The following is a 20,203-nucleotide window of genomic DNA, read 5'->3' as shown; positions in this document are numbered from 1 at the left end:
ATGTTGTACCAACTACTGTGTAGGTAGCAAGTGCAACACAGATCTGAAAAATTTTCATCATATTTAGTCAGGCACATCGAGCAGTTGAATAAACGCCTCAAGAGGACGTGTTTTCGCACCACGACGCCAGACCAGCCAGGTTGTTAACCAACGCCATTGCTCAGCCAACGACCATGCTTCAACCTGGTGATGCCCTGGCATACTTTCCAGCATAGAGCGTGGAATAAGCGCAATGCCTGCACCTGCGACCACACAGGCCAGCATACCGTGATACGACTCCATCTCATGGATGGTCCCCGGCGCTGCACCGTCAGCATGAAACCAGTTCTCAAAATGGCGACGATACGAACAATTGGCGCGGAATGCATAAATGTTATAGCCATTAACCTGACTGGCGCGAGTGACTGGCGCATGTCCTTGTGGCGTGACGATCATCAGCTCCTCGCGGTACACCGGTATCCCGTCAATGGCAGTATGGTTAATGGGCCCATCAATAAACGCCGCATTCAGTTTTCCCTCCAGCACACCTTCCAGCATAGTGCCGGAAGGGCCGGTGGAAAGTGAAAACTGAATTTTGGGATAACGACGGTTAAATTCTGCCAGCGTGGCCGGAATGCGCACTGCGGCGGTGCTTTCCAGCGAACCAAGAGAAAACAATCCCTGTGGTTCATCACCAGCGATAACGTTCCGTGCTTCATCCACTAACGCGAGAATTTGTTGGCTATAGCGTAAAAAGATATGCCCGGTAGGTGAGAGACGTAAACGCTGATTCTCGCGAATAAATAGATCAACTCCCAGTTCTGTTTCCAGCTGGCGTAGACGGGTAGTGAGATTCGAAGGCACACGATGCACTTTTGCAGCAGCCTGGGTAATGCTGCCAGCTTCGGCAACAGCGTTGAACATCTCCAGTTGGGTCAGATCCATAATATTCTCTATTCGTGAATAAGTGGCTTAATATTATTCATTTTCAAGAAAGAGTAAATCTGCGTATCTTCTTACCATAACTCATAAAGGAGATACCCCGATGACCATTACTCCGGCAACTCATGCTATTTCGATAAATCCTGCCACTGGTGAGCAACTTTCTGTACTGCCGTGGGCTGGCGCTGACGATATCGAATACGCACTTCAGCTGGCGGCAGCAGGCTTTCGCGACTGGCGCGAGACAAATGTAGATCATCGTGCCGAAAAACTGCGTGATATCGGTAAGGCTCTGCGCGCCCGTAGCGAAGAAATGGCGCAAATGATCACCCGTGAAATGGGCAAACCGATCAACCAGGCGCGCGCTGAAGTGGCGAAATCAGCGAATTTGTGTGACTGGTATGCAGAACATGGTCCGGCAATGTTGAAGGCAGAATCTACACTGGTGGAAAATCAGCAGGCGGTTATTGAGTATCGACCGTTGGGGACGATTCTGGCGATTATGCCGTGGAACTTTCCGTTATGGCAGGTGATGCGTGGCGCTGTCCCTATCATTCTTGCAGGTAACGGTTACTTACTTAAGCATGCGCCGAATGTGATGGGCTGTGCACAGCTCATTGCCCAGGTGTTTAAAGATGCGGGTATCCCACAAGGCGTATATGGCTGGCTGAATGCCGACAACGACGGTGTCAGCCAGATGATTAAAGACTCGCGCATTGCTGCTGTCACCGTGACCGGAAGTGTTCGGGCAGGAGCGGCTATTGGCGCACAGGCTGGAGCGGCCCTGAAAAAATGCGTACTGGAACTGGGTGGTTCGGATCCGTTTATTGTGCTTAACGATGCCGATCTGGAACTGGCGGTTAAAGCGGCTGTTGCCGGACGTTATCAGAATACCGGACAGGTTTGCGCGGCTGCAAAACGCTTTATCATCGAAGAGGGAATAGCTTCGGCGTTTACTGAGCGTTTTGTGGCAGCGGCGGCAGGGTTGAAAATGGGCGATCCCTGTGACGAAGAGAACGATATCGGACCCATGGCTCGTTTTGATTTACGTGATGAGCTGCATCATCAGGTGGAGAAAACCCTGGCGCAGGGTGCGCGTTTGTTACTGGGCGGGGAAAAGATAGCTGGGGCAGGTAACTACTATCTGCCAACGGTTCTGGCGAATGTTACCCCTGAAATGACCGCGTTTCGGGAAGAAGTGTTTGGCCCCGTTGCGGCAATCACCATTGCGAAAGATGCAGAGCATGCGCTGGAATTGGCTAATGACAGTGAGTTCGGCCTTTCAGCGACCATTTTCACCACCGACGAAACACAGGCCAGACAGATGGCGGCACGTCTGGAATGCGGTGGCGTGTTCATCAATGGTTACTGTGCCAGCGATGCGAGAGTCGCCTTTGGTGGCGTGAAGAAGAGTGGCTTTGGTCGTGAACTTTCCCATTTCGGCTTACACGAATTCTGTAATATCCAGACGGTGTGGAAAGACCGGATCTGACGCTTCATATTCCGCTCTGATATACTCGCAGGTCTTTTCAGACCTGCGGTCCAGGAGTAGAAAGTGGCAGTCGCCATAGATAATGCAATTTTAGCAAACATCTTGCGGCAAGTGAGGCCGCTCATTGGTCAGGGGAAAGTCGCGGATTATATTCCGGCGCTGGCGACGGTTGATGGTTCCCGATTGGGCATTGCTATCTGTACCGTTGACGGGCAGCTTTTTCAGGCTGGAGACGCGCAAGAACGTTTTTCCATTCAGTCTATTTCCAAAGTGCTGAGTCTCGTTGTCGCCATGCGTCATTACTCCGAAGAGGAAATCTGGCAACGCGTCGGCAAAGATCCGTCTGGATCACCGTTCAATTCCCTGGTACAACTCGAAATGGAGCAGGGTATTCCGCGTAATCCGTTTATTAATGCCGGTGCGCTGGTGGTCTGCGATATGTTGCAAGGGCGCTTAAGTGCGCCACGGCAACGTATGCTTGAAGTCGTGCGCGGCTTAAGCGGTGTGTCTGATATTTCCTACGATACGGTAGTAGCGCGTTCCGAATTTGAACATTCCGCGCGAAATGCGGCTATCGCCTGGCTGATGAAGTCGTTTGGCAATTTTCATCATGATGTGACCACCGTTTTGCAAAACTACTTTCATTATTGCGCTCTGAAAATGAGCTGTGTAGAGCTGGCCCGGACGTTTGTCTTTCTGGCAAATCAGGGTAAAGCTATTCATATCGATGAGCCTGTGGTGACGCCAATGCAGGCGCGGCAAATTAACGCGTTGATGGCGACCAGTGGTATGTACCAGAACGCGGGGGAATTTGCCTGGCGGGTGGGGCTACCGGCGAAATCTGGCGTTGGTGGCGGTATTGTGGCGATTGTTCCGCATGAAATGGCCATCGCAGTCTGGAGTCCGGAACTGGATGAGGCAGGTAACTCGCTTGCGGGTATCGCCGTCCTTGAACAATTGACGAAACAGTTAGGGCGTTCGGTTTATTAATGCAGTCTCTCGAGCCACTCTTCGCACGTTTATCCCGTTCAAAATTTCGCTCTCGCTTTCGTTTGGGCGTGAAAGAGCGCCAGTATTGCCTGGAGAAAGGCGCACCAGTCATCGAACAGCATGCGGTGGATTTTGTCGCGAAACGTCTTGCTCCGGCATTACCCGCTAAAGACGGTAAGCAAACCCCCATGCGCGGGCATCCGGTGTTTATCGCTCAGCACGCAACCGCGACCTGCTGTCGCGGTTGCCTGGCTAAGTGGCATAACATTCCGCAGGGTGTTTCGTTAAGCGAGGAACAACAACGTTATATCGTGGCGGTAATCTATCACTGGCTGGTTATACAGATGAATCAGCCATGAGAATAAAATAGCGGAGTGATGCGTGCGTTAAAGCAGAGCAGATGATGCTCATCATTGCGCTTATTGTGTCGGTTATTGCCTCGGTAGTCATTGGTGGAGCGGGGAGCCTGCATTGGTGAGCAAGTTGTCTGACATCTTTGTTCATTCAGAGCGATTTAATTGCAATGTGTTCTACCACTTTATTGAGTGAAGAAAAGGCGTTACTCCTCGATTAAACCACGATCAGCGCCACATTTTTTTCATAAAACGGCTCATTATTCATCAGGAGTTGATCAAAACAAGGGTTCAGTGTATTAAAGTTTGCTAACCTGTTGTACCAATTCAAGCGGGTTGTATGACTAATCAGAAGGGAACCCATTGTGAAAACACTAAATCGTCGCGATTTTCCCGGTGCACAGTATCCAGAACGTATCATTCAGTTTGGAGAAGGTAATTTCCTGCGCGCCTTTGTTGACTGGCAAATCGATATCTTGAATGAGCACACCGATCTGAATTCTGGCGTGGTCGTTGTTCGTCCGATTGAAACTTCATTCCCGCCGTCACTGAGCACGCAGGATGGTCTGTACACCACCATTATCCGTGGCCTGAATGAGAAGGGGGAAGCGGTCAGCGACGCGCGTCTGATTCGCTCTGTTAATCGTGAAATCAGCGTTTACAGTGAATACGATGAATTCCTGAAACTGGCGCACAACCCGGAAATGCGCTTTGTTTTCTCTAACACCACCGAAGCGGGTATCAGCTACCATGCAGGCGATAAATTCGATGACGCGCCAGCGGTAAGCTATCCGGCAAAACTGACCCGTCTACTGTTCGAACGTTTCAGTCATTTCAACGGAGCGCAGGATAAAGGCTGGATCATCATTCCGTGTGAGTTGATCGACTACAATGGCGACGCCTTGCGTGAACTGGTGCTGCGCTACGCGCAAGAGTGGGCACTGCCAGAAGCATTTATCCAATGGCTGGACCAGGCTAACAGCTTCTGTTCTACGCTGGTGGACCGTATTGTTACCGGTTATCCACGTGATGAAGTAGCTAAACTGGAAGAAGAGCTGGGTTATCACGATGGTTTCCTCGACACCGCTGAACACTTTTACCTGTTTGTTATTCAGGGGCCGAAATCCTTAGCGACAGAACTGCGTCTGGACAAATATCCGCTCAATGTACTGATTGTTGACGATATTAAACCATATAAAGAACGCAAAGTGGCAATCCTCAACGGCGCACACACCGCGTTGGTGCCGGTGGCGTTCCAGGCAGGGCTGGATACCGTAGGTGAAGCGATGAACGGTGCTGAAATTTGCGCATTCGTTGAAAAAGCCATCTATGAAGAGATTATTCCGGTACTGGATTTGCCTCGTGATGAGCTGGAATCTTTTGCCAGTGCAGTCACCGGGCGTTTCCGTAACCCGTACATCAAGCATCAGCTGCTGTCTATCGCGCTCAACGGTATGACCAAGTTCCGCACCCGCATCCTGCCGCAGCTGCTGGCAGGGCAGAAAGCAACCGGCACACTACCAGCGCGCCTCACTTTCGCATTAGCGGCATTGATTGCATTCTATCGCGGTGAGCGTAACGGTGAAACGTATCCGGTACAGGACGATGCACATTGGCTGGAACGTTATCAGCAACTCTGGAGCCAGCATGGTGACCGTGTTATTGGTACCCAGGAACTGGTTGCTGCTGTGTTGGCTGAAAAGGACCACTGGGAACAGGACCTGACGCAAGTACCAGGTCTGGTCGAGCAGGTAGCTCATGACCTGGATGCGATTCTCGAAAAAGGAATGCGCGAAGCGGTACGCCCGTTGTGCTAATAACACCGTTACTTCTGAACCCGGTTTCGACCGGGTTTTTCACCGACTCATGTTAGTTACAACATCCTATACACCTTTATCATTCACAGGTGCCATATGTAACACCTGAAGATAACCATGATTGTTCGTCCACAACAACACTGACTGCGCCGTATCTTTGTCTTGCAGAAAAACAGAGGGTTAAAAACAATGAGTTACCGTTGGATGCCATCGGCAATACCATTGAAATTAACCTGTTACAGATGAACGATGAAGCAGAAATTCCAGCGAAGATTCTTCCCGCTCGTCATTACCAGCTGACGTGATAATTACTCCGTTCGCCGGGCAACAATAAACAGACGCGGAAATGCCAGCAGTATCTGACCATTCTCCTGCAGTGGATACTGCTCTTCCAGCATCTGATGGTAGCGCATAAGAAAATACTGCTGTTCGCTCTCGGTCAGATCCTGTAACCACGGACGTAATCCGGTGGCGGTAACCCAGTCAATAATCGCCTGGTGCGACGGCATCTGGTGATAGTAAGTAGTTCGCCAGATATCTACCTCACATCCGGCTTCACTCAGAATATCGTAATAAGCATGAACGCCAGCCAGCGGCTCACGCCCGCGATCCGGGTAGTTTTGTTCCCAGGCGACTTCGCGCATGAGCACGTGGGTTGGCTCCAGCCAGTTATCTGGCATCTGTACTGCCAACATGCCATGCAGATTAAGTAACGAAACCAGATGAGGAAACAATTCGTAGTGGTCGGGCAGCCATTGCAGTGAGGCATTAGCAAAAATCAGATCGAGTGCCTGTTTCGGTTGCCAATTGCGGATATCAGCTTCCACAAACTGACAGTCCGGCAAAGCACGGCGTGCTTCGGCAACCATCGCCGGAGACGAGTCGATGCCTGTTATTCTGGCAGCGGGCCAACGTTGATGCAGCAGGGCGGTGCTATTACCTGGGCCACAGCCAAGATCGGCAACGTATTCGACATTCTCCAACGGCACTCTGGCAAGTAGCTCCACCGACGGCCGCGATCGTTCAGCAGCGAAGTGCAGATATAAAGAGGGGTTCCAGTCAGACATTTTTTACTCCCGTCAGCGTGTTACTCCAATTGTAGATAAAACTGATAAATTCGCCTCACGGCATCAGACCATTAAACTGACGTTTTTTTCGCGGCCCGGTCATAAAGACCTGACATGGTACAAGCTGAATCTATAAACTTTTTTACCGGACATACCATGCGCAGGTTCCACAATGCTTTCTGTGCCGAAGAAAAACTGTTTAGGCATCGACACCTATAAGCGTGTAACTTGCAGCAAATAGCGTCGTTTTTTAAATCCTCTCTTTTATCCGCGATTGCGGATATCGCAACGTTTATCCCGTAGCGCGGATAAAATGCGTTTGCAGATTGACTTTATCCTTACTAAGGGATAAAACTGACAATATCCCCTTAAGCGGATAAACATCTTGTGGACCTATGGCATGATAAGCTTTCCGATGATCTATAGCCCAAAGCAATTAGCGAATGCAATGAAACTTGTACGTCAGCAAAATGGCTGGACGCAGAGCGAGCTGGCGAAAAAAATCGGCATTAAGCAGGCGACAATTTCGAATTTCGAGAATAATCCCGATAACACCACGCTGACGACATTTTTTAAGATATTACAGTCATTAGAACTCTCAATGACGCTATGTGACACGAAAAATGCCTCGCCAGAATCAACAAAACAGCAAGATCTGGAGTGGTAATGCCTAAACTTGTCACATGGATGAACAACCAGCGGGTAGGCGAGTTAACGAAATTAGCCAATGGCGCGCACACTTTTAAGTATGCAGCGGAGTGGTTAGCCAACCGTTATGCCAGACCTTTGTCACTTTCGCTGCCATTGCAGAGGGGGAATATCACCTCTGATGCCGTGTTTAATTTCTTCGATAACCTGTTACCCGATAGCCCGATTGTACGCGACCGGATCGTTAAACGTTATCATGCTAAATCCAGGCAGCCGTTTGATTTATTGTCAGAAATAGGGCGAGACAGCGTTGGTGCCGTGACGTTATTACCCGAAGATGAAACCGTAACACGCCCGATAATGGCATGGGAAAAGCTCACTGAAGACAGGCTTGAAGAAGTATTAACGGCTTATAAAACAGATATCCCGCTAGGCATGATTAGGGAGGAAAATGACTTTCGCATCTCGGTTGCTGGCGCGCAGGAGAAGACGGCGCTGCTCAGAATGGGCAATGACTGGTGTATTCCAAAAGGAATAACGCCTACGACGCACATCATTAAATTACCGATTGGGGAAATCAGGCAGCCCAACGCGACGCTCGATCTCAGTCAGAGTGTTGATAATGAGTATTACTGTTTGCTACTGGCGAAAGAACTCGGGTTGAATGTTCCAGGCGCAGAAATCATAAAAGCGGGAAGGGTGCGTGCGTTAGCGGTCGAACGTTTTGACAGGCGTTGGAATACTGAGCGAACGGTTTTACTTCGCTTGCCACAGGAAGATATGTGTCAGACATTCGGTTTACCTTCATCGGTGAAATATGAATCAGATGGAGGCCCTGGCATCGCGCGGATCATGGCGTTTTTGATGGGGTCCAGCGAGGCGCTTCGCGATCGTTATGATTTTATGAAATTCCAGGTATTCCAGTGGTTGATTGGCGCCACGGACGGTCATGCGAAAAATTTCTCAGTTTTTATCCAGGCCGGTGGCAGTTACCGACTCACGCCATTTTACGACATCATTTCAGCATTTCCGGTATTGGGTGGCGCGGGAATACATATCAGCGATCTCAAACTGGCAATGGGGCTTAACGCATCTAAAGGCAGAAAAACGGCAATCGATAAAATTTATCCGCGACATTTTTTGGCGACAGCAAAGGCGCTGAAATTTCCGGAGGTGCAGATGCATGAAATCCTGAGAGACTTTGCCAGAATGATTCCCGCAGCACTGGAGAACGTGAAGACTTCATTACCGGCAGATTTTCCGGAGAATGTGGTGGCGGCAATTGAAACCAATGTGTTGAGGTTGCACGGTCGGCTAAACCGAGATTACGGAATTAAGTGAGATACCCAATCTAACCGCTAAAGACTGGATTCTTCCTTGGCTCATTGTAGTGCGCATAATGTATATTATGTTAAATGCCATGCAGTGATAAACAACTTCATCTCTCTTCATGGCTTCTCACTAAAGCATCCCTCCTATTTCTTGCGTGAGGTGCAGACTAGAAACAATACAAGCGCACAGTGACTGCGCCGTGACGAAGCTCAACGACAGGTTATGTGCTGTCTTCTGAAGCAAATACTGACGGTGAAATCCGCACACTGCTGACCCCTTTTTGCCCTTGAATACAAACAATTGAGGTGCAGAATCGCGTTCACTACGAAGGCGTCACGGATCTATTTGAAGTGGTGGATAGTTCAGATAATTAATGGAAGAAAATCTGCTCCTATATCCTACCCCCGTAAGAAAATCCGTGCGCAATTGAAGCCAGAGTCTTATTTTTCATATAGGCACACGGGGATGAACACGGACAATACAATGAATGTTTTAGCAATTTGATTATTCGCTAACGAGTAGTCATGCGAAAGAATTAAATGGGGACTGCCATTCCCTGCCCCTTGATATTTTAGGCGTTGCATTTCATGAAATACATAAGTGACAGATATCACATATTTATGCATCTGCATAACCTGTTGCATGATTATTTATGATCTCAATTTGTAGCTTTGTCAGCAAAATACAATAACTCATTAAATATCAATAAATTAGTTGTTTATCGACGAGAAATTACTTAGTAGATCCGAAAATAATGTCAACGCTTTATGAGAACTTATCTCCATTTTTTAGATAAATCTGCTATCTCTTTATGTGACTCACTTCACTTACACGAACTTATTTCTCTTCATAAAATTACTTTGGAATTAAGTACAATAAGAAGAGGAACATTTATGAAGTCTGCATTGAAGAAAAGTGTCGTAAGTACTTCGATATCTTTGATACTGGCATCTGGTATGGCTGCATTTACCGCTCACGCGGCAGATGATGTAAAGCTGAAAGCAACCAAAACTAACGTTGCTTTCTCAGACTTTACGCCGACTGAATACAGTACTAAAGGAAAACCAAATATTATCGTACTGACCATGGATGATCTTGGTTATGGACAACTTCCTTTTGATAAGGGTTCTTTTGACCCAAAAACAATGGAAAATCGTGAAGTTGTCGATACCTACAAAATAGGGATAGACAAAGCCATTGAAGCCGCACAAAAATCAACACCAACCCTCCTTTCATTAATGGATGAAGGTGTACGTTTTACAAACGGCTATGTGGCGCACGGTGTTTCCGGCCCCTCCCGAGCCGCAATAATGACCGGTAGAGCGCCCGCTCGCTTTGGTGTCTATTCCAATACCGATGCTCAGGATGGTATTCCACTAACAGAAACTTTCTTGCCTGAATTATTCCAGAATCATGGTTATTACACTGCAGCAGTAGGTAAATGGCACTTGTCAAAAATCAGTAATGTGCCGGTACCGGAAGATAAACAAACGCGTGACTATCATGACAACTTCACCACCTTTTCTGCGGAAGAATGGCAACCTCAAAACCGTGGCTTTGATTACTTTATGGGATTCCATGCTGCAGGAACGGCATATTACAACTCCCCTTCACTTTTCAAAAACCGTGAACGCGTTCCCGCAAAAGGTTATATCAGCGATCAGTTAACCGATGAGGCAATTGGCGTTGTTGATCGTGCTAAAACGCTCGACCAGCCTTTTATGCTTTACCTGGCTTATAATGCTCCGCACCTGCCAAATGACAATCCTGCACCGGAGCAATATCAGAAGCAATTTAATACCGGTAGCCAAACAGCAGATAACTACTACGCTTCCGTTTATTCTGTTGATCAGGGCGTAAAACGCATTCTCGAACAACTGAAGAAAAACGGGCAGTATGATAATACCATTATTCTCTTTACCTCCGATAATGGTGCGGTTATCGATGGTCCTCTGCCACTGAATGGGGCGCAAAAAGGCTATAAGAGCCAGACCTATCCAGGCGGGACTCACACACCAATGTTTATGTGGTGGAAAGGAAAACTTCAGCCCGGTAATTATGACAAGTTGATTTCTGCAATGGATTTCTACCCTACAGCTCTTGATGCAGCCGATATCAGCATTCCAAAAGACCTTAAACTGGATGGCGTTTCATTGCTGCCCTGGTTGCAAGATAAGAAACAAGGTGAGCCACATAAAAACCTGACATGGATAACATCTTATTCTCACTGGTTTGATGAGGAAAATATTCCATTCTGGGATAATTACCACAAATTTGTCCGACATCAGTCAGACGATTACCCGCATAACCCCAACACCGAGGATTTAAGCCAATTCTCATATACGGTGAGAAATAACGATTATTCGCTTGTCTATACAGTAGAAAACAATAAATTAGGTCTATACAAACTGACCGATCTACAGCAAAAAGATAACCTTGCCACCGCCAATCCGCAGGTCGTTAAAGAAATGCAAGGTGTGGTGAGAGAGTTTATTAACAACAGCCAGCCGCCGCTTAGCGAGGTAAATCAGGATAAGTTTAACAATATCAAGAAAGCACTAAGCGAAACGAAATAACTAAACCTTCATGCGGCGGATTTTTCCGCCGCCTTATTGAGCGAGATAGCGATGCACGTTACAGCCAAGCCCTCCAGTTTTCAATGTAATCTCAAATGTGATTACTGTTTTTACCTTGAAAAAGAGTCGCAGTTTACTCATGAAAAATGGATGGATGACAGCACTCTGAAAGAGTTCATCAAACAATATATCGCAGCGTCTGGCAATCAGGTTTATTTTACCTGGCAAGGCGGCGAGCCTACTCTGGCTGGTCTGGATTTTTTCCGTAAAGTTATTCACTATCAACAACGCTATGCAGGCCAAAAACGTATTTTTAATGCGTTACAAACAAATGGCATTTTATTGAGTAATGAATGGTGTGCCTTTCTCAAAGAACATGATTTTCTGGTTGGCATCTCAATTGATGGACCCCAAGAGCTACATGATTGTTACAGACGCAGTAATTCAGGCAACGGAACTTTTGCAAAAGTGATAGCAGCCATCGAGCGTCTGAAATCATATCAAGTTGAATTTAATACGTTAACCGTCATTAATAACATTAATGTCCATTACCCTCTTGAGGTTTATAATTTTTTAAAATCTATCGGCAGTAAACATATGCAATTTATCGAATTGCTGGAAACCGGGACGCCGAATATTGATTTCAGTGGTCATAGTGAGAACGCATTCCGTATTATCGACTTTTCTGTGCCTCCCACGGCTTATGGCAAGTTTATGTCATCCATTTTTATGCAATGGGTTAAAAACGATGTAGGTGAAATTTTCATCCGTCAGTTTGAAAGCTTTGTCAGCCGTTTTTTGGGGAATGGGCATACCAGTTGTATTTTCCAGGAGTCCTGCAAGGATAATCTGGTTGTTGAAAGTAATGGTGACATTTACGAATGCGACCATTTTGTATATCCACAGTACAAAATTGGAAACATCAATAAATCTGAACTCAAAACGATGAACAGCGCACAACTGACAGCGCAAAAAAAACTGATATCTGAGAAATGTCAACAATGTGCTTATAAACCTATCTGCAATGGCGGTTGTCCTAAGCATCGTATTACTAAAGTAAACAATGAGACTGTTTCCTATTTTTGCGAAGGTTATAAAATCCTTTTTTCAACCATGGTGCCTTATATGAATGCCATGGTGGAGTTAGCTAAAAATAGAGTACCGCTTTACCACATTATGGATGTTGCAAAGCAAATGGAGAATAATAAATAAAGCCCCTCTTAGCTCCAGTCTTAGCCGCCGTCTTATGCTCTTAGCAAGACACCCGACATAAATTCCTGTCGGGTGCTCCGTCATCATTATCTTCTCCTGGGAAGCAAGAGTGCGAATCCTGGCTTACGTTGTTTGCGTCAGGGCATTAACAATACCCTTGATTATCAATAGTATAATCATAACCGCTGAAATTAAATATTTCTTTGTATTTCATAGTGTTAAGCAACACTTAAATATATTTTATCAGTAAATCATTGCCATAGACAATCATTGGATGGCACAATCAATTTTCGTTAATGATAACCATTCCCATTACGTTTTGTATGTTGATCGCAAAGTATCTCTGCCTGCTGAAGCCCTTTTGGCTACGTAAGAATAATAACACTTCAGTATTATTAATCATTATTATCCTCGCCATGATCCTTGCCGTGGTTAAAATTCAGGTCTGGTTAAACGACTGGAATAATGATTTTTTCAATGCGCTAAGCCAGAAAGAAACAGATAAACTTTGGCAACTTGTCCTGTGGTTCCCTGCCCTGCTGGGGATCTTTGTATTAATATCCGTAAACAAAACATGGTTAATTAAACTACTGACTATTCGCTGGCGCGAATGGTTAACGGATTACTACCTTGATCGCTGGTTTGCAGATAAAAACTACTACTTCACGCAGATCTACGGCGAGCATAAAAATACAGATAATCCTGACCAACGTATCGCTGAAGACATTCACTTACTGATCAACAAAACACTCAGTCTTTCATTTGGATTCATCCAGTCACTTAGCATGCTGATCACCTTTACCGTTATTCTTTGGCAAAGCGCGGGTACGCTCTCATTCACTGTTGGTGGCACAGAATGGAATATCCAGGGGTATATGGTCTATACCGTCGTGCTCATTGTGCTCGGTGGAACTTTATTTACCCATAAGGTTGGTAAACGTATTCGCCCGCTTAATGTGGAAAAACAACGTAGCGAAGCGACATTTCGAACTAATCTTGTGCAGCATAATAAGCAAGCAGAACTGATTGCGTTAAGCAATGCTGAGTCTCTACAACGCCAGGAGTTGAGCGACAATTTTTATACCATTAAAGAGAACTGGCATCGTTTAATGAATCGCCAGCGGTGGCTTGATTACTAGCAGAATATTTATTCGCGCTCGCTTAGCGTTCTTCCCTACTTTCTGTTATTGCCTCAGTTTATTAGCGGACAGATCAATCTGGGCGGCCTGATGAAATCGCGCCAGGCATTTATGCTGGTATCCAACAATTTAAGCTGGTTTATTTATAAATATGGCGAACTCGCTGAACTGGCTGCGGTTATCGATCGGTTGTATGAGTTCCATCAACTCACCGAACAGCGTCCTACGCATAAACCTAAAAATTGTCAACATGCGGTACAAGTGGCTGACGCGAGTATTCGTACTCCTGATAATAAGGTCATATTAGAGAACCTGAACTTTCATGTTTCACCAGGCAAATGGCTATTACTGAAAGGTTACTCTGGTGCGGGAAAAACCACACTACTTAAAACATTATCCCACTGCTGGCCGTGGTTTAAAGGTGATATTTCTTCTCCTGCTGACAGCTGGTATGTGTCACAAACACCGTTAATCAAAACCGGCCTACTGAAAGAGATTATTTGTAAAGCACTTCCCCTGCCCGTAGACGATAAATCGTTGAGCGAAGTACTGCACCAGGTTGGTCTGGGAAAATTGGCTGCACGTATTCATGATCATGATCGCTGGGGCGATATTCTTTCCAGCGGAGAAAAACAACGTATCGCCTTGGCACGATTAATTTTACGACGTCCGAAATGGATATTTCTCGACGAAACCACCTCTCATCTTGAGGAACAAGAGGCTATCCGCTTACTGCGTTTAGTACGTGAAAAGTTACCTACAAGCGGCGTCATTATGGTTACACATCAATCCGGTGTCTGGAACCTGGCTGATGATATTTGTGACATTAGCGCGGTTTTATAAAAACAATAAAAGCCCTGCTGTACGGAGATAAAAATAAATGAAGCGAGTTCTTATTCCTGGCGTCATTTTATGTGGCGCTGATGTGGCGCAGGCCGTCGATGACAAAAACATGTACATGCATGCTTTTGAAGAGATGACGGTCTATGCTCCGGTCCCTGTGCCCGTAAACGGCAACACACATTATACCAGTGAAAGCATCGAGCGTTTACCGACCGGAAATGGCAATATCAGCGATCTGCTGAAAACCAACCCTGCGGTGCGCATGGATTCAACGCAAAGTACCTCGTTAAACCAGGGAGATATTCGTCCAGAGAAAATCTCTATTCACGGTGCGTCGCCCTATCAGAATGCCTATTTGATTGACGGTATTAGTGCAACTAACAATCTGAACCCGGCAAATGAGTCCGACGCCAGTAGTGCAACCAATATTAGTGGGATGTCACAGGGTTATTATCTTGATGTCAGTTTACTGGACAATGTGACGCTTTATGACAGTTTTGTGCCGGTTGAATTTGGTCGCTTCAATGGCGGGGTAATTGATGCAAAGATCAAACGCTTCAACGCTGATGATAGCAGCGTGAAACTGGGTTATCGTACAACGCGTTCGGACTGGTTAACATCTCATATCGATGAGAATAACAAGAGCGCATTCAATCAAGGTTCTTCAGGAAGTACTTATTACTCTCCAGATTTTAAAAAGAACTTTTATACCTTGTCGTTTAATCAGGAACTCGCTGATAACTTTGGCGTCACCGCCGGTTTATCGCGCCGCCAGTCTGATATTATCCGCGCGGATTATGTTTCGAATGACGGCATTATCGCCGGTCGGGCACAGTATAAAAACGTTATCGATACCGCAGTGAGCAAATTTACCTGGTTTGCCAGCGACCGCTTTACCCACGATTTAACCTTAAAATATACCGGCTCCAGCCGTGATTATAATACCAGTACCTTCCCGGAGTCTGACCGCGAAATGGGTAATAAATCCTACGGTCTGGCATGGGATATGGATACGCAACTCGCATGGGCAAAACTGCGTACCACCGTTGGTTGGGATCATATTAGCGATTATACCCGTCACGATCATGACATTTGGTACACCGAACTTTCATGTACATATGGTGATATTTCAGGGCGCTGCACCCGTGGCGGGTTAGGACACATTTCACAGGCTGTAGATAATTACACCTTTAAAACACGCCTGGACTGGCAAAAATTCGCCATGGGTAATGTTTCGCATCAACCCTACTTCGGTGCAGAATACATCTATTCAGATGCGTGGACCGAACGCCATAATCAGTCTGAATCTTATGTGATTAATGCTGCCGGAAAGAAAACTAACCATACTATTTACCATAAAGGTAAAGGCAGCCTGGGAATTGACAACTACACGCTGTATATGGCTGATCGCATTAGCTGGCGCAATGTGTCGTTGATGCCTGGCGTGCGTTATGACTATGACAACTACCTGTCAAACCACAATATCTCCCCACGCTTTATGACGGAATGGGATATTTTTGCTGATCAAACCTCAATGATTACCGCGGGTTATAACCGCTACTATGGCGGGAATATTCTTGATATGGGGTTACGTGATATCCGCAATAGCTGGACGGAATCGGTATCAGGCAATAAAACCCTGACGCGTTATCAAGATTTGAAAACGCCTTATAACGATGAACTGGCAATGGGATTGCAGCAAAAAATAGGTAAGAACGTTATTGCGCGCGCAAACTATGTTTACCGTGAAGCGCATGATCAAATCAGCAAAAGCAGTCGTACCGATAGCGCCACTAAAACCACCATTACTGAATATAACAACGACGGCAAAACCAAAACGCATTCGTTCAACCTCAGTTTTGAACTGGCCGAGCCCCTGCATATCAGCCAGGTAGATATTAACCCGCAAATTGTCTTTAGCTATATCAAGAGCAAGGGCAACTTGTCGTTAAACAATGGTTATGAAGAGAGTAATACCGATGATAACCAGGTGGTTTATAACGGTAATCTGGTCTCTTACGATAGTGTTCCGGTGGCAGATTTTAATAACCCATAAAAGATCTCCTTAAACATGGATTTCACGCATCAACCGAGCGGGTTGGTGTGGGCAAATACGCTGGCCTGGCAAGAAGCACGTAAAGCTCGCATTATCCTCGGTAAGACAAATGCGCAATACATCAGCGAATATTCAGATTACAAGCAGTATGTTGACGAAAAACTGGATAGCAGCCTGACCTGGGACACCCGCGTGCCCTGGACGCCACGATTTCTTAAACAACAAAACCTGACGATCAGTGCCGATATTCTCAATGTACTGGATAGCAAAACCGCTGTTGATACAACGAATACCGGTGTGGCGACCTACGCCCCTGGCCGTACTTTCTGGCTTGATGTCAGCATGAAATTTTAATACTTCGGATTTTATATGGCCGGGTAAATTCGCCCGGTTTTCGCATGGAGATGATTATGAGAAACCTCTGTTTCTTACTGACGTTAGTGGCAACGCTGTTGTTCCCCGGGCGACTGATTGCCGCCGCCTTACCGCAGGATGAAAAATTAATTACCGGGCAACTGGACAATGGCTTGCGATATATGATTTATCCGCATGCTCAACCAAAGGATCAAGTAAATTTATGGCTGCAAATTCATACCGGTTCATTACAGGAAGAAGACAATGAGCGCGGTGTGGCTCATTTTGTAGAACATATGATGTTTAACGGCACAAAAACATGGCCAGGTAATAAAGTCATCGAAACATTTGAGTCGATGGGCCTGCGTTTTGGTCGCGATGTTAATGCCTATACCAGCTATGACGAAACGGTGTATCAGGTGAGTTTGCCGACTACGCAGAAACAAAATCTGCAACAAGTGATGGCAATCTTCAGTGAATGGAGTCATGCCGCAACCTTTGAAAAACTTGAAGTAGATGCTGAACGCGGCGTAATTACTGAGGAATGGCGTGCACATCAGGATGTGAAATGGCGCACCTCTCAGGCACGCCGCCCTTTCCTGCTGGCAAATACCCGTAATTTAGACCGTGAACCTATCGGCCTGATGGATACTGTCGCCACGGTAACACCAACACAATTACGCCAATTTTATCAACGCTGGTATCAACCAAATAATATGACCTTTATTGTGGTCGGCGATATCGACAGTAAAGAAGCACTGGAGCTGATAAAGGATAATTTAAGTAAGCTTCCGGCTAACAAAACCGTTGAAAATCGGGTATGGCCGATAAAAGCAGAAAACCGCCTACGCTTTAATATCATTAATGATAAAGAAAACCGGGTGAACGGCATCGCACTCTATTATCGCCTGCCAATGGTACAAGTGAACGATGAGCAAAGCTTTATCGAACAAGCGGAATGGAGCATGTTAGTTCAGCTGTTCAATCAACGTCTGCAGGAGCGCATACAGTCGGGCGAGTTGAAGACTATTTCTGGTGGCACTGCACGCAGCGTTAAAATTGCCCCCGATTATCAGTCGCTATTTTTCCGTGTAAATGCACGTGACGATAATATGCAGGATGCTGCAAATGCATTGATGGCCGAGCTGGCAACCATCGACCAACATGGTTTTTCTGCTGAAGAACTCGATGATGTCAAAGCGACCCGCCTCACCTGGCTGAAAAATGCGGTTGATCAGCAAGCAGAACGTGATTTACGTATGCTGACCAGTCGCCTGGCGTCCAGCTCGTTAAATAACACGCCATTCTTGTCGCCAGAAGAGACATATCAGCTTTCTAAACGTCTGTGGCAGAAAATTACCGTGCAAAGTCTGGTGGAAAAATGGCAGCAGTTAAGAAAAAACCAGGACGCATTTTGGGAGCAAATGGTGAACAACGAGGTTGCAGCCCAAAAAGCATTGTCTCCTGACGCTATCCTGGCACTGGAAAAAGAGTACGCCAACAAAAAGCTGGCAGCTTACATCTTCCCTGGCAGAAATTAGCAGCAAAGAAACGCTGGCTGAAAATCTGACCTCATTAACACTTTCTAATGGTGCCAGGGTTATTCTGGCAAAACCCGCCGGGGAAGAGAAAAAGCTACAAATTATTGCCGTATCTAATAAAGGTGATTTAAGTTTCCCTGCGGAGCAAAAATCACTTATCGCGCTGGCAAATAAAGCGGTAAGCGGCAGCGGCGTTGGTGAGCTCACTTCTTCCAGCCTGAAACGCTGGAGCGCGGAAAATTCGGTAACCATGAGCACTAAAGTCAGTGGTATGAATACGTTGCTCTCCGTTAGCGCGCGGGCTAATAACCCTGAACCTGGTTTCCAGTTGATTAACCAACGAATCACCCACAGCACGATTAACGACAATATTTGGGCATCGCTACAAAATGCTCAAATTCAGGCGTTGAAAACGCTCGACCAGCGTCCAGCGGAGAAATTCACCCAGCAGATGTATGAGACGCGCTATGCTGATGACCGCACGAAATTACTGCAAGAAAAACAGATTGCACAGTTTACTGCCGCAGACGCACTGGCTGCCGATCGCCACTTGTTTGCATCTCCAGCCGATATCACTTTTGTCATTGTCGGTAATGTGGCTGAAGACAAACTCCTGCCGTTAATTACACGTTACTTAGGATCAATCAAACACTCTGATTCACCATTAGCCGCAGGTAAACCATTAACCCGCGCGACAGACAACGCATCGGTTACGGTAAAAGAACAAAATGAACCTGTGGCACATGTCTCACAGTGGAATCGTTATGATTCCCGAACACCTGTTAATCTGACAACGCGTATGGCGCTGGATGCTTTTAACGTCGCACTGGCAAAAGATCTGCGAATTAATATTCGTGAACAGGCATCTGGGGCATACAGCGTTTCTTCTCGCCTCTCGGTTGATCCTCTGGCCAAAGATATCAGCCATTTGCTGGCTTTTACTTGTCAACCAGAACGACATGATGAACTGTTAAGGTTAGCGAATGAAGTGATGGTTAAGCGTCTGGCTAAAGGGATCGGTGAGCAAGAACTGAACGAATACCAGCAAAACGTTCAGCGCCGCCTCGATATCCAACAGCGTAGCGTTCAACAATTAGCGAACACCATTGTAAATAGTCTTATTCAATATGACGATCCTGCCGCCTGGACTGAACAGGAGCAATTGTTGAAACACATGACGGTAGAGCACGTTAACACTGCAGTTAAAGAATATCTTTCTCATCCAGTGAATACCTATACCGGAGTATTATTGCCAAAATAATAACAGCCCCGTCAACATCTCGTTGGCGGGGATTTTAGCAATAGTCGATATTTTATGTAATTATTTTACAAAGGCGTTCAAAATAATAATCGAGTACTAATAGTGATATTTTAAGGTCTGATTTTTATGTGATAACTCAGGTGAGTCAAAATTCGCATCAAAATAACACCATGAAACACCTGACTACACCTACTATATTTCTATCTCATTGTTTTCTCAATATAAAAATATCATGCACGCAATATCTTGCGATAAATGATATTAGGATTTTGTTATTTAACCCCGAGCCCTTTGCACTTGCTTACTTTATCGATAAATCCTACTTTTTTAATGCAATCCAATCATTTTAAGGAGTTTAAAATGGATAAGAAGCAAGTAATGGATTTAAGGTCGGAACTACTCGATTCACGTTTTGGCGCAAAGGCCATTTCTACTATCGCGGAGTCAAAACGATTCCCGCTGCACGAAATGCGCGATGATGTCGCATTCCAGATTATCAATGATGAATTATATCTTGATGGCAACGCGCGTCAGAACATGGCCACTTTCTGCCAGACCTGGGACGACGAAAACGTCCATAAATTGATGGATTTATCGATCA

Annotated in this window: 11 protein-coding genes and 6 pseudogenes; 14 read left to right on the top strand and 3 right to left on the bottom strand. The window is 46.0% G+C overall.

The genetic code is table 11. From position 1 onward, the window contains the following. Positions 1-63: 63 nt before the first annotated feature. Positions 64-924, bottom strand: coding sequence for a putrescine utilization regulator PtrR (gene ptrR / locus A7090_RS15060; RefSeq protein WP_105274629.1), 861 nt, complete (start codon positions 922-924; stop codon positions 64-66). Positions 925-1,024: 100 nt separating this feature from the next. Here ptrR and sad point away from each other — a divergent pair, with 100 nt between their 5' ends. The 5 genes and pseudogenes from sad to A7090_RS26625 all read left to right on the top strand — a co-directional run. Further along, positions 1,025-2,413, top strand: a complete 1,389-nt coding sequence (gene sad, locus A7090_RS15055) for a succinate-semialdehyde dehydrogenase (protein ID WP_105274628.1) — start codon at positions 1,025-1,027, stop codon at positions 2,411-2,413. Positions 2,414-2,476: 63 nt separating this feature from the next. After that, positions 2,477-3,403, top strand: a complete 927-nt coding sequence (gene glsB, locus A7090_RS15050) for a glutaminase B (RefSeq protein WP_105274627.1) — start codon at positions 2,477-2,479, stop codon at positions 3,401-3,403. Further along, positions 3,403-3,762, top strand: coding sequence for a DUF4186 domain-containing protein (locus A7090_RS15045; RefSeq protein ID WP_105274626.1), 360 nt, complete (start codon positions 3,403-3,405; stop codon positions 3,760-3,762). Before glsB ends, A7090_RS15045 begins: the two co-directional genes overlap by 1 nt. A gap of 359 nt (positions 3,763-4,121) precedes the next feature. Next, positions 4,122-5,573 carry a tagaturonate reductase gene (gene uxaB / locus A7090_RS15035; protein ID WP_105274625.1) on the top strand — a complete coding sequence of 484 codons (1,452 nt, stop codon included), beginning with the start codon at positions 4,122-4,124 and terminating at the stop codon, positions 5,571-5,573. A gap of 185 nt (positions 5,574-5,758) precedes the next feature. Next, positions 5,759-5,878: pseudogene (locus A7090_RS26625) on the top strand (bestrophin family protein); the annotation flags it as partial. A 3-nt stretch (positions 5,879-5,881) separates the two neighbouring features. On the opposite strand, the gene tam reads toward A7090_RS26625, so the two are convergent. Continuing rightward, the gene (gene tam, locus A7090_RS15025; protein ID WP_105274624.1) at positions 5,882-6,640 is read right to left on the bottom strand and encodes a trans-aconitate 2-methyltransferase; all 759 of its coding nucleotides are present in this window, start codon (positions 6,638-6,640) and stop codon (positions 5,882-5,884) included. A 108-nt stretch (positions 6,641-6,748) separates the two neighbouring features. On the opposite strand from tam, the pseudogene A7090_RS26620 reads away from it, so the two are divergent. The 5 genes and pseudogenes from A7090_RS26620 to A7090_RS15005 all read left to right on the top strand — a co-directional run. Beyond that, positions 6,749-6,850, top strand: a pseudogene (locus A7090_RS26620) (hypothetical protein); the annotation flags it as partial. A gap of 190 nt (positions 6,851-7,040) precedes the next feature. Beyond that, positions 7,041-7,307 (top strand): type II toxin-antitoxin system antitoxin HipB, encoded by a 267-nt coding sequence (gene hipB, locus A7090_RS15020; RefSeq protein ID WP_105274623.1) that lies wholly within the window; start codon positions 7,041-7,043, stop codon positions 7,305-7,307. Beyond that, a complete protein-coding gene (hipA, locus tag A7090_RS15015) occupies positions 7,307-8,629 on the top strand; it encodes a type II toxin-antitoxin system serine/threonine protein kinase toxin HipA (protein WP_105274622.1) in 1,323 nt (440 codons plus the stop codon). Before hipB ends, hipA begins: the two co-directional genes overlap by 1 nt. Positions 8,630-9,513: 884 nt before the next feature. Then, complete coding sequence (locus tag A7090_RS15010) at positions 9,514-11,196, top strand: sulfatase-like hydrolase/transferase (RefSeq protein WP_105274621.1); 1,683 nt, start codon at positions 9,514-9,516, stop codon at positions 11,194-11,196. Between the two features lie 51 nt (positions 11,197-11,247). Beyond that, positions 11,248-12,408: an anaerobic sulfatase maturase gene (locus A7090_RS15005; protein ID WP_105274620.1), complete on the top strand. Its 1,161-nt coding sequence runs from the start codon at positions 11,248-11,250 to the stop codon at positions 12,406-12,408. On the opposite strand, the pseudogene A7090_RS25810 reads toward A7090_RS15005, so the two are convergent. Then, positions 12,371-12,492, bottom strand: a pseudogene (locus tag A7090_RS25810) (hypothetical protein). The gene A7090_RS15005 and the pseudogene A7090_RS25810 sit on opposite strands and share 38 nt — an antisense overlap. A 212-nt stretch (positions 12,493-12,704) precedes the next feature. On the opposite strand from A7090_RS25810, the pseudogene A7090_RS15000 reads away from it, so the two are divergent. The 4 genes and pseudogenes from A7090_RS15000 to A7090_RS14980 form a co-directional block, all read left to right on the top strand. Continuing rightward, positions 12,705-14,390: pseudogene (locus A7090_RS15000) on the top strand (ABC transporter ATP-binding protein/permease). 37 nt (positions 14,391-14,427) lie between these two features. Continuing rightward, positions 14,428-16,800: pseudogene (locus A7090_RS14995) on the top strand (TonB-dependent receptor plug domain-containing protein). Between the two features lie 56 nt (positions 16,801-16,856). Further along, positions 16,857-19,602: pseudogene (locus A7090_RS14990) on the top strand (M16 family metallopeptidase). A gap of 360 nt (positions 19,603-19,962) precedes the next feature. Continuing rightward, positions 19,963-20,203, top strand: a 241-nt coding sequence (locus tag A7090_RS14980) for a pyridoxal-dependent decarboxylase (RefSeq protein WP_241957274.1), incomplete at its 3' end; no start/stop codon positions are given.

Origin of the sequence: Escherichia sp. MOD1-EC7003 (assembly GCF_002965065.1) — a bacterium.
Lineage (GTDB): Bacteria > Pseudomonadota > Gammaproteobacteria > Enterobacterales > Enterobacteriaceae > Escherichia.
This window is presented reverse-complemented; position numbering and strand designations above follow the sequence as displayed.